The 14,511-nt window shown below is 72.3% G+C and carries 13 protein-coding genes; 7 read left to right on the top strand and 6 right to left on the bottom strand.

Translation table 11 applies throughout. The features are described from left to right. Nucleotides 1–84: 84 nt before the first annotated feature. Nucleotides 85–1,074 (top strand): sphingomyelin phosphodiesterase, encoded by a 990-nt coding sequence (gene sph, locus OG295_RS04985; RefSeq protein ID WP_371681112.1) that lies wholly within the window; start codon nt 85–87, stop codon nt 1,072–1,074. A 75-nt stretch (nt 1,075–1,149) separates the two neighbouring features. Beyond that, complete coding sequence (locus OG295_RS04990) at nt 1,150–1,815, top strand: HAD family hydrolase (RefSeq protein ID WP_030224780.1); 666 nt, start codon at nt 1,150–1,152, stop codon at nt 1,813–1,815. On the opposite strand, the gene OG295_RS04995 is transcribed toward OG295_RS04990, so the two are convergent. Continuing rightward, complete coding sequence (locus tag OG295_RS04995; protein ID WP_371675736.1) at nt 1,796–3,019, bottom strand: transcriptional regulator; 1,224 nt, start codon at nt 3,017–3,019, stop codon at nt 1,796–1,798. The genes OG295_RS04990 and OG295_RS04995 overlap by 20 nt on opposite strands. A 192-nt stretch (nt 3,020–3,211) precedes the next feature. On the opposite strand from OG295_RS04995, the gene OG295_RS05000 reads away from it, so the two are divergent. The 3 genes from OG295_RS05000 to OG295_RS05010 all read left to right on the top strand — a co-directional run bounded on the left by OG295_RS05000 (nt 3,212) and on the right by OG295_RS05010 (nt 4,182). Continuing rightward, a complete protein-coding gene (locus OG295_RS05000; RefSeq protein WP_371675737.1) occupies nt 3,212–3,535 on the top strand; it encodes a DUF6415 family natural product biosynthesis protein in 324 nt (107 codons plus the stop codon). A gap of 165 nt (nt 3,536–3,700) precedes the next feature. Beyond that, nucleotides 3,701–3,844, top strand: a complete 144-nt coding sequence (locus OG295_RS05005; RefSeq protein WP_371675738.1) for a hypothetical protein — start codon at nt 3,701–3,703, stop codon at nt 3,842–3,844. A gap of 5 nt (nt 3,845–3,849) precedes the next feature. Beyond that, complete coding sequence (locus tag OG295_RS05010; RefSeq protein WP_371675739.1) at nt 3,850–4,182, top strand: hypothetical protein; 333 nt, start codon at nt 3,850–3,852, stop codon at nt 4,180–4,182. A gap of 379 nt (nt 4,183–4,561) precedes the next feature. Here the strand turns inward: OG295_RS05010 and OG295_RS05015 are convergent, their stop codons facing one another. Then, entirely contained in the window at nt 4,562–6,289 is a 1,728-nt protein-coding gene (locus tag OG295_RS05015) for an ankyrin repeat domain-containing protein (protein WP_371675740.1), read from the bottom strand. Between the two features lie 83 nt (nt 6,290–6,372). Continuing rightward, entirely contained in the window at nt 6,373–8,211 is a 1,839-nt protein-coding gene (locus OG295_RS05020) for a long-chain fatty acid--CoA ligase (protein ID WP_371675741.1), read from the bottom strand. A gap of 85 nt (nt 8,212–8,296) precedes the next feature. On the opposite strand from OG295_RS05020, the gene OG295_RS05025 reads away from it, so the two are divergent. After that, nucleotides 8,297–9,025, top strand: coding sequence for a MerR family transcriptional regulator (locus tag OG295_RS05025; RefSeq protein WP_371675742.1), 729 nt, complete (start codon nt 8,297–8,299; stop codon nt 9,023–9,025). 10 nt (nt 9,026–9,035) lie between these two features. After that, nucleotides 9,036–9,704, top strand: a complete 669-nt coding sequence (locus OG295_RS05030) for a 1,4-alpha-glucan branching protein (protein ID WP_371675743.1) — start codon at nt 9,036–9,038, stop codon at nt 9,702–9,704. A 49-nt stretch (nt 9,705–9,753) separates the two neighbouring features. On the opposite strand, the gene OG295_RS05035 is transcribed toward OG295_RS05030, so the two are convergent. From OG295_RS05035 to OG295_RS05045, 3 genes are all read right to left on the bottom strand, one after another. After that, nucleotides 9,754–11,925 (bottom strand): 3-hydroxyacyl-CoA dehydrogenase NAD-binding domain-containing protein, encoded by a 2,172-nt coding sequence (locus OG295_RS05035; protein WP_371675744.1) that lies wholly within the window; start codon nt 11,923–11,925, stop codon nt 9,754–9,756. A gap of 194 nt (nt 11,926–12,119) precedes the next feature. Then, nucleotides 12,120–13,334 carry an acetyl-CoA C-acetyltransferase gene (locus OG295_RS05040; RefSeq protein ID WP_371675745.1) on the bottom strand — a complete coding sequence of 405 codons (1,215 nt, stop codon included), beginning with the start codon at nt 13,332–13,334 and terminating at the stop codon, nt 12,120–12,122. Between the two features lie 27 nt (nt 13,335–13,361). Then, nucleotides 13,362–14,504, bottom strand: a complete 1,143-nt coding sequence (locus tag OG295_RS05045) for an acyl-CoA dehydrogenase family protein (RefSeq protein ID WP_371675747.1) — start codon at nt 14,502–14,504, stop codon at nt 13,362–13,364. Nucleotides 14,505–14,511: the final 7 nt, after the last annotated feature.

The raw sequence follows: 14,511 nt of genomic DNA on the forward strand, positions 1-14,511 counted from the left end.
CTTGTCGCAGGTGTTACCCCGAAGTAACCGCGGCTGCTTGGATGACGGCGTCGATCTTCCCCCGCAGGAATGACGGAGACCTTCATGCTGCACACCTCGCACCGCCGCACCCGGGCCGCCGCCACGGCCGTCGCGGCGATCGCCGCCGGCACGCTGGCCCTCACCACCGCCCCCGCGGCCACCGCCGCCGAGACCGGCGCGACCCCCCGGCTCAGCGTCCTGACGTACAACACGTTCCTGATGAGCAAGAACCTGTACCCGAACTGGGGCCAGGACCACCGGGCTTCGGAGATCCCCAAGGCCTCCTTCTTCCAGGGGCACGACGTGGTGGTCCTCCAGGAGGCCTTCGACAACGGCGCCTCGGACGCCCTGAAGGCGGACGCGGCCGCGCAGTACCCGTACCAGACCCCCGTCGTGGGCCGCAGCAAGAGCGGCTGGGACGCGACGGGCGGCTCCTACTCCTCCACCACCCCGGAGGACGGCGGCGTCACGGTCCTCAGCAAGTGGCCGATCGTCCGCAAGGAGCAGGTGGTCTACAAGGACGCCTGCGGCGCCGACTGGTGGTCCAACAAGGGCTTCGCCTACGTGGTGCTGGACGTCAACGGCACCAGGGTGCACGTGGTCGGCACCCACGCCCAGTCCACCGACCCGGGCTGCGGCGCGGGCGAGGCGGCGGAGATGCGCGCCCGGCAGTTCCGGGCGATCGACGCCTTCCTGGACGCCAAGAACATCCCGGCGGCCGAGCAGGTGATAGTGACCGGCGACATGAACGTCGACTCGCGCAGCCCCGAGTACGCGAGCATGCTCGCCAACGCCGACCTGGCCGGCGCCGACAGCCGCACGGGCCACCCGTACTCCTTCGACACGGCGCTCAACTCGATCGCGAACTACCGCTACCCGACGGACCCCCGCGAGGACCTGGACTACGTCCTGTACCGCAAGGGCAACGCCCGCCCGGCGAACTGGAACAACAACGTGGTCAAGGAGCAGTCGGCCCCCTGGACGGTCTCCAGCTGGGGCACCTCCTACACCTACAGCAACCTCTCGGACCACTACCCGCTCATCGGCTCCTGACCCCGAAACCCCCTCGCGCTTCCGGGCGGGAGGGGGCTCTGTCGAGCGTCCGGGGCCGTCACTAGGCTGGCCCGCATGACGATTCGCGCTGTGGTCTTCGACGTCGGTGAGTGCCTGGTGGACGAGACCCGGGAGTACGGCACCTGGGCGGACTGGCTCGGCGTCCCGAGGCACACGTTCGCGGCCGTGTTCGGGGCGGTCATCGCCCAGGGACGCGACTACCGGGATGTGTTCCAGGAGTTCCGGCCGGGATTCGACCTCACCGAGCAGCGCGAAGCGCGGGCCGCCGCCGGCAAGCCCGAGTGGTTCGGCGAGGACGACCTCTACCCCGACGTGCGGCCCACCCTCGCCCGGCTCCGTGCGGACGGCCTGTGGCTCGCCATCGCAGGGAACCAGACGGTTCGCGCCGGCGGGCTGCTGCGCGAGCTGTTCACGAAGGACGTGGACCTGATCGGCACCTCGGATGACTGGGGCGCCTCGAAGCCGGACCCCGAGTTCTTCGAGCGCGTCGCCGCCGTCGTCCCGGCCGAGCCGTCGGAGATCCTCTACGTCGGTGACCGGGTCGACAACGACCTGCGCCCCGGCGCCGCCGCGGGAATGCACACCGCGCTCGTCCGGCGGGGCCCGTGGGCCACGATCCAGTGGGACAGCGTCGAGGCCCGCGAGCTGCCGACCTTCCGCATCGAGAGTCTCGCCGAACTGTCGCCCCGGATCGCCGAGTTCAACACGCGAGAGCGCTGACCACCGCACCCCAGCCGTACAGCCGGTCATCGAGGTCGCGGACGTACTGCTCGTGCTCCCACGGGCCGAGCGCGCGCCGCACCTCGCGGACCCGCTCCAGTCCGGTGGCATACCAGTGTGCCTCCAGCAGTTCCAGCGCGCGAAGGGCGTACTGCGCCGCCTCCTCCGGATTCCTGGCAGCAGCCTCGACCGCGCCGAGGTCGCCGAGGATGACCGTGCGCTGCTTGTCAGCGTCCCCGGGAAGCTCGTCGAGCACGTGCAGCAGCGTCTCGCGGGCTTGCGGCAGGTGTCCGGCGGTCAGTTGGACGTTGCCCTTGAAGGCGGCGAGCCGGATCGAACTGAACCAGTCCATCCACTCGGGGGTCGGCTGGCCGGCAGTGTCCTCGACGACGGTCTCGCCGTGCGCGATGAGGTCGAGGGCGGCCCGCGTGTCTCCGCAGCGGGTGGCGCACTCGGCCTCTACGGCGTCGAGCCAGGCGATGACGTGGCCGTTGGCCTGCCCGCGGCGCGCGTAGGTGCGGGCTGCGGTCATGCGCTCCGTCGCCGCGGTGCGCTGCCCAGCCCACCCGGGAATGAAGGCCATGTGGGCGAGGATCGCAGCGCCGAGCAGCGCATCGTCGGCCTCTCCGGCCGCCTGGAGTGCACGAACCCAGGTGTCGCCGGCACGATCGGGTTCGCGAAGGTCGAAGAACTCGATGCGGCCCGCCAGAAGCCAGCTCTCCGCGAGGGCGGCGGCAAGGGTCTGTCGGGTACGGCCTGTGGTCGCGTCGAGGAGTTGTCCGCCGAGGGTGGCGTGCGCGGCGGCGGCCGGGTGCAGCATCGCCGGGGCGACGGTCCAGTACAGCCGGCGATGAGCGCGGGTGACCGCGAGGAAGTCGGCCCCGGCGGTGGCGGGCTGTGGTGCGCTGGACGTACGGAGTGGGCCTCGGTTCGCGGGCGCGATGAGGCTGGCGGTGACCTGAGGCCCGGTGCCGGGAGGCACGTTGAAGCCGAGTTCGTCGAGGGGCAGGCCGAGTAGGTCGACGAGGGCTTGCCGTACTTCTGGGTTCGGAAGGGGCGGATTCGCACCCTCGTAGCGGCGAGCCTGCCGTAGTCCGATGTGGAATCCGCGGGCCGCGAGGGCATCCACGAGTTCCTGCTGGGTCCGGTAGCCGGCGGCTTGGCGGGCTGCTTTGAACCGGGCGTTTCCGGTAGGTCGGCTCATTCCAACTCCCATAGTACGTAGGTGTCCTGACCTACTGTCTCAGGGAGCCCTCTTGACTGCCAGAGTTCACGGAAAAGGGACCCCAAAGCCCTATCAGAGGACCACAAAAGGCCGCTCCAAGGTCCTCGTAATGGGACTTCTACGGGTGCATGGTGTCTCTCACCACCCGCTGATGACGGTAGGGAGCACCCCATGAATTCCGGCGAAGCACAGATCGAGAAGCTCATCGGGCAGGCACTGGCCCCCTACTCGCAACGGCCGGGCGCCGAGGGCGTCGCCCGTCTCACCGCCGACTTGGTCGCGAGCGGGCAGGCCCTGCACGCCCTGGTCTCCGCCACCCCACACGGCCGGCGGACGGAGCGCGCCCACGCGGCCCTCACCGAGTGGTCGTACTTCGTCGACGCCGGCCCGACGGGGCGGGGTGACCACGCGGCCTGGAACCACGCGCGTGTCCTGGCCCGCATCCTGCGGAACATGCTCGCGACCGTGGAGCAACAGTCGAGCCGGGTTCGGTGACCGAGCGCCTGCGGCAACTGCTGTACGTCGTGATCCTGCTCGGCGCCCTGGCCGTCATCGTCGTCGGTACCCGCTGATCCCGGCCGCGGGCGCCACGAGCCCCACACCCTTGGCGCCCGCGGCCGGTCACACACCCGCATCCCGTCCAACCGAAAGGACAGCAGCATGACCACGCCCACCGCCCTGAAGCCGTTCGCCCACCACCTCCTCTCTGAGGAAGCGTTCGCCCGGGTGGTGTCCACCTCGTACAGCGCGACAACGACGGCGTCGAGGAGGCACTCGCCGTCCACATCGTCGAGGAGGCTCTGAAGTTCGTGGCCGCCGCGACCCGGGCCACGGGACGGCACCTGCGACCGTCCAAGCTGGTCGACCTCGGATGGCACGTCCTCATCCTCCACACGGCCATGTACCGGGAGCTGGGCACGGCGGGCGGCCGCTTCGTCGACCACCGCCCGGAGGGCCCGGACACGTTGCGGCGCGACGCCGACACGCCGACCCACACGATGGACGCGATCAGGGAGGCCGGCTACGAGCCGGACGCGTACCTGTGGGGGCTCCTGGCCGACACGGAGATCCACGCCGGGGACTGCATGCACAGCGAGTGCACGGAGGGTGGATCCGCCAGCGCCGCCCCGCCCGCGGCCTGACCCGCGTGGCCCGATCCCACTACAGTCGCCTACGTTCCGGAAGGAAGGAGTTGCGGTGAGTGAAGGTTCCGAAGGGCCCCGCGTGTGGGTCGATCCTCGGTTCCGTGAAGTAGTGGCCACCTGGGGTTCGCACCAGGTTGTGAGACGTCCCGGAGGGCGTCCACGCCGCGTTTGCCCGCATGGATCCGGGGTGACTCTGATGGTGGATCTCGAAACGGCCGCGCCTCGGAACGTCGAGTGCGGCGCGTGCTTCTCGCCGGAGGGCTGAGTCATCGAACCCCGCCCCGGCCGACAGTCCCCCTGTCGGCCGGGGTTCCCCGGTGCAGTGCGGACCGGGTCGGGAGTTGCCCCGCGCGGGCACCCCTCGGCGGGCAGGGGCTCAGTCGCGCAGGGGACTGTCCGTGGGGAGTTCCACCCAGCGGCGCGGCGGGCCGAGCAGGGGGCCCGGGTCGGTGATGGGCAGGCCCGCGCGGTCGCAGGCATAGGCGAGGGAGCCCGTCCCGTACATGTCCCCGTACGGGCCCCACTGCCAGAAGCGGTGCAGCCAGAAGCCCTCCGGCGAGTCCGCCCGGGCAATGAGGCCGATCTCCTCGTGGTGCACGGCGCCGCCGTCCACGGACAGGGACCCGAACGTGCCGCCCTTCGGGTTGAAGTAGACCCCGTACGCGCGTCCGCCCGGCGACACCGCGGCCAGGACGGCGGGCGAGGCCGCCAGGTGCCCGCCCGGATGCGTCAGGAGGCAGCCGCCCGGCACCCCGCTCACCCCGAGGAACCACCCGGCCTGCGGGCCGTACGGGTCGAAGCCGTCGGGGCCCGTCCCGTACGGTCCGGGCTCCGCGTCCAGGTCCAGGACCGGGACGCGGGCCGGGTCGGCCCCCAGCCGGCGGATCACCTCCTCCTCGTCCACCCCGGCGACGAAGGCGACCGCGAGCCCCTCGGTGTGCACGCCCCGGAACACCCGGGCCTGCTCGTCGGCCGCCCGCTGCGCCGCCACCCGCTCGGGGTCCGGGCGCACCGCACCCGGCAGGTCCGCGAAGAGCGGGGCCAGCTCGGTGGTGAGCGCGAGGCTCCCGGGCGAGCGGCCCGCGACGCGGGGCGTCCAGGCGTCGGCCCCGGCCGCCAGCAGTGCCGCGGCGTTGTCGGCCCGGCCGCGGGCCACCGCCTCCCAGAGCGGCGTCCTGCCCTCCTCGTCGAGCGCGTCGACGTCCCCGGCCAGGCGGGCCAGTTCGGTGACCGACTCCTCGGCGCCCCGCCCGGCCACCCGGTGCAGCGGCCTCTCCACGGGGTCCTGCGGGTCCGCCCCGGCGGCGAGCCGGGAGCGGATCAGCTCCGGGTCACCCCAGCCGTCGTACCCCATCCCCTGCCAGTCGGCACGGCCGGCGATGGGCGCGGGCCGGAGAGCGGTGGGGTGGGGCTTGGGCTGGGGGTCCGATGGAGCCCGGGAACAGGAGGGGGCGGCTTCGGCGCCGAGGGACCCCGGGTGCTCCCCGTCCCGCACGGCGGCCTGCGGCTGGCGTCCGGGCCAGACCTCGACCACCCCGGCGGCCGCGGCCCGCAGCCTCGTGGCGTCGAAGACGGTCCGCGTCTCGGGGACGCCCTCGGCGGGCCACTCGGTCACCAGGAGCAGCTCGCCGTCCGGCGGCAGTTGCGACAGGTGCAGGTCCACCCGCTGGCGGAAGGTGCCGCCGGAACCGCCGAGCGCGGTGAGGACGGGTCTGGGCCCCCCGCCCGTGGGCGGGGGCGCCGGCCAGGCCGCCCCGTCCAGGGTGGTGACGCGGCGCCCGTCCGCCAGCAGCAGGCCGAAGCGCAGCCCGTCGGCGCCGGGCCGGGGGTGGCCCGGCCCGCGGAGGCCGTCCCGGGCGACGCGGCGCCGGAAGACCTCGACCCCGATCACCAGCGACCGGGGCCACACCTCCCAGCCGGTCAGCACGATCCGGGTGTCGGGCCCGGACCCCACCACCACGGTCTGCGGGATCCGGGCCGGGACGAACCAGTCCGAGGGCGGATGGCCCTCGACCGCCGGTGGTTCGTAGGCACCGAGGTGCCATTCCTCCGGTTCGGCCGCCCGTGGCGGGTCCGGCACGATCAGCCCTTCGAAGAAGCTCATGGGCCGATCGTGGCACCCGCCACTGACAACCGGTCAGGAACCGTGCCGGCGCCCGCCCGGGGCGCCGGCACGGGCCCCGCGTGCTACCGCGGGGGCTCGGGCGGGGCCTCGTAGAGCTCCTCGATCAGGGGGCCGTACTTCTCCCGGACCACCCGTCGGCGCAGTTTCAGCGAGGGGGTCAGTTCCCCGGTCTGCGGGCCCCATTCCTCGGCGAGCAGCCGGTACCGCTTGATCTGCTCGGTGCGGTTGAGCCGGGCGTTGGCGGCGGCCACCGCTCGGGCCGTCTCCTCCAGGACCGCCGGGTGTTCGGCGAGCTCGGCCAGGGAGGCGGTCCCGATCCCCCGGGCGGCCGCCCAGGCCGGGGCCAGTTCGGGGTCCAGGACCAGGAGGGCGACCAGGTAGGAGCGGCCGTCGCCGTGGACGAGGGCCTGGCCGATCAGCGGGTGTTCCTTGACGGTGTTCTCCACCAGGGCCGGGGAGACGTTCTTGCCCGTCGAGGTGATGATCAGTTCCTTCTTGCGGTCGGTCAGCCACAGGAAGCCGTCCTCGTCGAGCCGGCCCACGTCCCCGGTGGGGAACCAGCCCTCGGCGTCGTGGGCGCTCTCGACCGTCCCGTCCGGGCGCAGATAGCCGTCGAAGACGGTGGCCCCGCGGGTGAGGATCTCCCCGTCCTCGGCGATCCTCAGCTCCAACCCCTCGATGGGGCGGCCGACCGAGCCCAGCCGGAAGGCGTCCCGCCTGTTGACGGTGCACACGCCGGAGGTCTCGGTCAGCCCCCACGCGTCCATGATCGTGATCCCCCAGCCCGCCCAGAAGCGGACCACGTCGATCGGCATCGGCGCGGTGGCGCTGGCCGTCCACACGAGCCGGTCCAGTCCGGCCATCCGGAGCAACGGGTCCAGCACCCGCTCCTTCGCCTCGGCGTACGAGGCTTCGAGCGCGGCCGGCACCTCCTCGCCGCGCTCCCGGTGGCCGGCCCTGGCGCGCGCCAGGGCGCCGGCCCCCTCGATGGCCCGCTGCTGCTCGTCGGGCAGCCCGGCCAGGACGGCCTTGACGCCGGCGGCGAGCTTCTCCCAGACCCGGGGGACCCCGAAGAACTGCACGGGGTGGCGTTCGCGGACCGCGGCGGCCACGGCGGTGGGGTCGGCGACGAGCCGGACGTGGGCCGCCCGCAGCAGCGGCAGGTAGATGCCGAGGATCCGTTCGGCGATGTGCGCGAAGGGCAGGTAGCAGAGGTGCTCGGCGTGTTCGGGCAGGTCCGTGTCGCGGTCGAGCCGCACCGACTGGAGCATGATGTTGCGATGGGTCAGCCGCACGCCCTTGGGGTCGCCGGTGGTGCCCGAGGTGTAGACCACCGTCAGCGGGTCCTCGGGGCGGGTCTCGCGCCAGCCCTTCTCGAAGGCGTCGGCCCGGTGCAGCCGGGTGCCGCTCGCCCGCACGGTCGCGTACGCGGTGTGTGGGCCCGTCTCGGCGGCCTCGGCCACCACCAGCCGCTCCAGGGGCGCCGTGGGGTCCCTCAGCAGCGGCTCCCAGCGGGGCAGCTCGCCGGCGCCCTCGACGACCGCCACCCGGGCCCGGCTGTGGCGCGCTATGTGGGCGATCTGCTCGGGCGCCGAGGTTCCGTAGACGGTGACGGGGACGGCGCCGAGGTGGACGAGCGCCAGGTCGCTGAGCCAGTGTTCGGGCCGGTTGCCCATCATCAGCAGGACGTGTTCGCCGCGCTCGACGCCGAGGGCCGCGTAGCCCGCGGCGAGGACGGCGACCTCGTGGCGGACCTCGCTCCAGGTGAGGGTGCGCCAGTCGGCGGCCCCCTCGCGCCAGGAGAGGGCGGGCAGCTCGCCGTGTTCGGCGGCGTTGCGGACCAGCAGGGCGGGCAGGGTGAGCTCTTCGGGTCGTCCGGGCAGTCGCAGGTTCGTGGTCATGGGCAGCTCCTGGCCGTTTCACATCGTTGGTGCGACAGCAATACTGTTGAACCCAAGCTGTGGAGCAGAGAGCGAGGAGCGGACGATGGCCGACCGGGCGACCGAGCCGATGCTCACCGTGGACGAACTGGCGTCCCGGGCCGGTGTCACCGTCCGCACGGTACGGTTCTACAGCACGCGCGGGCTTTTGCCCCCTCCCGTGATCGGCCCCCGTCGGGTGGGCCACTACGGACCGGAGCACCTGTCGCGGCTGGCGCTCATCGAGGAACTCCAGCACCAGGGCATGACCCTGTCGGCGATCCAGCGCTACCTGGACGCCCTCCCCGACGACCTGAGCGCGCACGATCTGGCCATCCACCGGGCGCTGGTGGCCACCTGGGCCCCGGACGCGGCGCGGGAGTTCTCGCGGGCGGAGCTGGAGAAGCGGGCCGGGCGGAGCCTGTCGGACACCGACCTGGGCAGGCTCGCCGCGATGAACGTGCTCGCGGAGGCGGGCGAGGGGTTCCGGGTGGACGTGGGGCTGTTGCGGCTCGGGGTCGCGCTGCTGGACGTGCCGATCGCGCACGGAACGATCCTCGCGGCCCGTACGGTGCTGATGGAGCACGCGCGAACTGCGGCGCACGAACTGACCGCCCTGTTCCGGGACGAGGTGTGGGGACCGTTCACCGAGGGCGAGAGCGATCCGGAGCGGGTGGAGTCGATGAAGGCGCTGTCGGCGCACATGCAGCCGATGGTGGTGCAGGCCCTGGTGACGGCGTTCCAGCGCTCCCTGAAGGCGGAATTGCGGGCGGCGTTCGCCCCGGAGGGAGGGTAGGTTCGCGGCCATGGCAGTCATCCACCGCACCACGCTGACCCCGACCAAGCTCGAACTCCTCGCCGACTGGCTCCCCTTGAGGCCCTGGTATCGGGGCACCGGGGACGTCTCGCGGCTCGCCCGCGCGGGCGGGTTCCGCCTCGACGACCCCGAGGGCGAGGTGGGCGTCGAGTTCATGGTCGTCACCGACGCCTCCGGGGACGGGCCGGTCGCCTACCTGGTCCCGCTCACCTACCGCGGGATGCCGCTGGACGGCGCCGGGGACGGTCTGGTCGGCACGCTCGAACACGGGGTGCTGGGCAAGCGCTGGGTCTACGACGGCGCCCACGACCTCGTCCTGGTCGAACAGTTGCTGGCACTGCTGGCGGGCCACGCTGCGGCGCAGGCTCAGAGCGAGAGCGACACCCCCGACCCGACGGTGGAGGTCCTGGCCGGGCGGACGGGCGTGCCAGCGCCGCTGGCCGGGCCGGGCAAGATCACCGATACCGCCGACTCCACCGTCATCGGGGTGGGACGGGCGGGCGAACCGGGTCCTCTCTTCGACCTCACGCTGTCCCGGGTGCTGCGTCCCGGCTCCGCCGCCGACGGGGTCCTCGGCCAGGTACTGGCCGGCTGGACCGCGCCGGACGGCTCCGCCGCGCGCGGGGTGTTCGCGTTCCTGAGCGACGCCGGCCGCTGAGCCGCGGGGCATCCCGGGCCCGCTCACGGGCGGGCCCGGGACGGCCCGGTCAGTCGCTGTACGTCTCGCCCCGCTCGGCCTTGGCCACGAGGGAGGCGGGCGGGGTGAAGCGCTCGCCGTAGCTGGCGGCCAGCTCGCGGGCGCGGGCGACGAAGCCCGCCGGGCCGCCCTCGTAGCCGTTGATGTACTGGATCACGCCGCCGGTCCAGGCCGGGAAGCCGATGCCCATGATGGAGCCGATGTTGGCGTCGGCGATCGAGGTGAGCACGCCCTCGTCGAGGCAGCGGACGGTGTCCAGCGCCTCGGCGAAGAGCATCCGCTCCTTCATGTCCTCGAAGGGGATGCTGGCGTCCGGCTTGGCGAAGTGCTCGCGCAGGCCGGGCCAGATCCGGGTCCGCCGGCCCGACTCGTCGTACTCGTAGAAGCCGCCGCCGCCGCTGCGGCCGGGGCGGCCGAACTCGTCCACCATCCGGTCGATGACGGTGTCGGCGGGGTGTTCGGTCCAGGTGCGGCCCTCGGCCTCGAAGGCCTTGCGGGTCTCGTTGCGGATCTTGCGCGGCAGGGTGAGCGTGAGCTCGTCCATCAGCGAGAGCACCTTGGCCGGGTACCCGGCCTGGGCGGCGGCCTGCTCGACGGAGGCGGGCTCCACGCCCTCGCCGACCATGGCCACGCCCTCGTTGATGAACTGGCCGATGACGCGCGAGGTGAAGAAGCCGCGCGAGTCGTTGACCACGATCGGGGTCTTGTTGATCTGACGGACCAGGTCGAAGGCGCGGGCGATGGCCTCGTCGCCGGTGCGCTCGCCCTTGATGATCTCGACGAGGGGCATCTTGTCGACGGGCGAGAAGAAGTGCAGGCCGATGAAGTCGGCGGGACGCTTCACGCCCTCCGCGAGCCCGGAGATCGGCAGGGTGGAGGTGTTGGAGCAGAGCAGCGCGTCGGGGGCGATGACGTCCTGGACCTCCTGGAACACCCTGTGCTTGAGGGCGGTGTCCTCGAAGACGGCCTCGATGACGGCGTCGCAGCCCGCCAGGTCGGCGGCGTCGGCGGTCGGGGTGATCCGGGCCAGCAGCTCGGCCCGCTTGGCCTCGGTGGTGCGGCCCCGGGAGAGCGCCTTGTCGAGGAGCTTCTCGGAGTACGCCTTGCCCTTGGCGGCGGCCTCGGCGGTGACGTCCTTGAGGACCACCTCGATGCCCGCGCGGGCGCAGGAGTAGGCGATGCCCGCGCCCATCATGCCGGCGCCGAGGACGGCGACCCGGTTGACCTTGCGGGGCTCGACGCCCTGCGGGCGGCTGCGGCCGGCGTTGACGGCCTGGAGGTCGAAGAAGAACGCCTGGATCATGTTCTTGGCGGTCTGGCCGGTGACCAGCTCGGTGAAGTACCGTGCCTCGATGGTCAGCGCGGTCTCGAAGTCCACCTGCGCGCCTTCGACGGCGCAGGCCAGGATGTTGCGGGGCGCCGGGTAGGGGGCACCGTTCAGCTGCTTCTTGAGGTTGGCCGGGAAGGCCGGGAGGTTGGCGGCGAAGCGCGGGTTGGACGGGGTGCCGCCGGGGATCTTGTAGCCGGGTACGTCCCACGGCTGCTTCGACTCGGGGTTGGCGTCGATGAAGGCGCGGGCCTTGGCGAGCATCTCCTCGGGGGTGGCGGCCAGCTCGTGCACGAGGCCGTTGTCGAGGGCGCGCTGCGGGGTGTACTGGGTGCCCTGGAGCAGGACCTTGAGCAGGGCGTCGGCGATGCCCATCAGGCGGACGGTACGGGTGACGCCGCCGCCCGCCGGGAGCAGGCCGAGGGTGACCTCGGGCAGGCCGATCTTGGAGCCGGGCGCGTCGAGGGCGATCCGGTGGTGGGAGGCGAGGCAGATCTCGTAACCGCCGCCGAGGGCGGCGCCGTTGATCGCGGCGACCACGGGCACGCCGAGGGTCTCGATGCGGCGCAGCGAGCGCTTGATGGCGGTGCCGGTCTCGAAGGCGAGGCCCGCGTCCTCGGGGCGCAGCCGGATCATGTCCTTGAGGTCGCCGCCGGCGAAGAAGGTCTTCTTCGCGGAGGTGTAGACGATGCCCCGGATGGAGTCCTTCTCGGCCTCGGCGCGGTCGGCGATCGCCGCGATGGAGTCCTTGAAGGCCTGGTTCATGGTGTTGGCGGACTGGTCCGGGTCGTCGAGGACCAGCGTGACGATGCCGGTCTCGTCCTGTTCCCAGCGGATGGTGCGGGTCTCGGTCATGGGGTGGGTCTCTCCGTGGAAGTCTGGTTCGGCGGGGCCGGGCGGAAGGGGCCGGGCCCGGAGGAGGCCGGGAGGGTCCGGCTCGGGCGCACCGCGCGGCGGTCGGGCCCGGTGGCCGGGCCTTCGCCGCGCCGTGCTGCTGGGTCGTCCGGTTCGGATCCCGGCGGCGCGGGCGGGGCGGGATCCGGGAGGGACTAGAGGCGTTCGACGATGGTGGCGACGCCCATGCCGCCGCCGACGCAGAGGGTGACGAGCCCGTAGCGCTTGTCCTGGCGCTCCAGTTCGTCGACGACGGTGCCGAGGATCATGGCACCGGTGGCGCCGAGCGGGTGGCCGAGCGCGATGGCGCCGCCGTTGACGTTGACCTTGTCGAGGGACAGGCCCATGTCCTTGACGAAGCGCAGCACGACGCCGGCGAAGGCCTCGTTGATCTCGACGAGGTCGATGTCGTCGATGGTCAGTCCGGCCTTGGCGAGGGCCTTGCGGGTGGCCGGGGCCGGGCCGGTGAGCATGATGGTGGGCTCGGATCCGGAGACGGCCGCCGAGACGATCCGGGCGCGCGGGCGCAGGCCGTGGCGTTCGCCGGCCTCGCGGGACCCGATGGCGACGAGGGAGGCGCCGTCGACGATGCCGGAGGAGTTGCCCGCGTGGTGGACGTGGTCGATCTTCTCCACCCAGTGGTACTTCTGCAGCGCGACGGCGTCGAAGCCGCCGAGGTCGCCGATGTCGGCGAAGGAGGGCTTCAGCTTGGCGAGGGTGTCGGCGGTGGTTCCCGGGCGGACGAACTCGTCGTGGTCCAGGACCACGAGGCCGTTGCGGTCGGTGACCGGCACGACCGACCCGGCGAAGCGGCCGTCCTTGATGGCCGTCGCGGCGCGCTCCTGGGAGAGGGCGGCGTACTCGTCGACGTCCCGGCGGGAGAAGCCCTCGATGGTGGCGATCAGGTCGGCGCCGATGCCCTGCGGGACGAAGTTGACGTCCCAGTTCGTCATCGGGTCGTTGAACCAGGCGCCGCCGTCGGAGGCCATCGGGACCCGGGACATGGACTCCACGCCGCCCGCGAGGACCAGGTCCTCCCAGCCGGAGCGGACCTTGGCGGCGGCCAGGTTGACGGCTTCCAGGCCGGAGGCACAGAAGCGGTTCTCCTGGACGCCCGCCACGGTGTCCGGGAGGCCGGCGGCGATGGCCGCGACGCGTGCGATGTCGGAGCCCTGGTCGCCGACGGGGCCGACGACGCCGAGCACGATGTCGTCGATGCCGGCGGGGTCCAGGCCGGGGTTGCGCTCGCGCAGGGCGTGGATGAGGCCGACGACCAGGTCGATCGGCTTGGTGCCGTGCAGGGCGCCGTTGGCCTTGCCGCGTCCGCGCGGCGTGCGGATCGCGTCGTACACGTACGCTTCGGTGCTCACTGGTCAAGCCTTTCTGAAGGTCCGGCGTCAGCCGAGGAGGGAGCGGCCGATGATCTCTTTCATGATCTCGGTCGTGCCGCCGTAGATGGTCTGGATGCGGCCGTCGGTGAAGGCACGGGCGACCCGGTATTCGCTCATGTAGCCGTACCCGCCGTGCAGTTGCAGGCAACGGTCGGCGACGCGCTTCTGGAGTTCCGTGGCCCACCACTTGGCCATCGAGGCGTGGACGTGGTCCAGGTCGCCGTTCGCGTGGTCGGTGATGCAGCGGTCGAGGAAGGCCCGGGTGACCGCGCACTCGGTGGCCATCTCCGCTATCTCGAAGCGGATGTGCTGGAGCTTGGCGAGGGGCCTGCCGAAGGCCTCGCGCTCCTTCACGTACTGCGTGGTGATCTCCACCAGGTGTTCGGCGGCGGCGATCGCGGCCATCGCGATGCCTATGCGCTCCTGCGCGAGGTTGGTCATCAGGTGGACGAAGGCGCCGTTCTGCTCGCCGAGCAGGTTCTCCTTGGGGACGCGCACGTCGTGGAAGAAGAGTTCGGCGGTGTCCTGCGCCTTCTGGCCGATCTTGTCGAGGTTGCGGCCGCGCTCGAAACCCTCCGTGCCGCGCTCGACGACCAGCAGGGACAGGCCGTGGGCCCCGCCCTCGGGGGTGGTCTTGGCGACCACGATCACCAGGTCGGCGAGGATGCCGTTGGAGATGAAGGTCTTGGAGCCGTTGAGCAGCCAGTGGTCGCCCCGGTCCTCGGCGGTGGTGCGGATCCCCTGGAGGTCGCTGCCCGCGCCCGGCTCGGTCATCGCGATCGCGGTGATGGTCTCGCCGGAGCAGAAGCCGGGGAGCCAGCGCCCCTTCTGCTCCTCGGTCGCCAGCGAGGTGAGGTAGGGGCCGATGATGTCGTTGTGCAGGCCGATGGCGAGGCCGGGGGCCCCGGCCCGGGTGCACTCCTCGGCGATCACGGCCGCGTAGCGGAAGTCGGGGTTGCCGCCGCCCCCGTACTCCTCGGGCACGGCGAGGCCGAGGAGGCCCTGGCGGCCCGCGGCCCGCCAGGCCTCGCGGCTGACGATGCCGTCCTTCTCCCACTGGTCGTAGTGCGGCAGCACCTCCTTGTTCAGGAAGGTGCGGACGGTCTCGCGGAACGCCTCGTGGTCGGCGTCGAAGATACGGCGTTGCATCGGTCCG

The sequence above is a fragment of the Streptomyces sp. NBC_01276 genome (genome assembly GCF_041435355.1).
GTDB lineage: Bacteria > Actinomycetota > Actinomycetes > Streptomycetales > Streptomycetaceae > Streptomyces.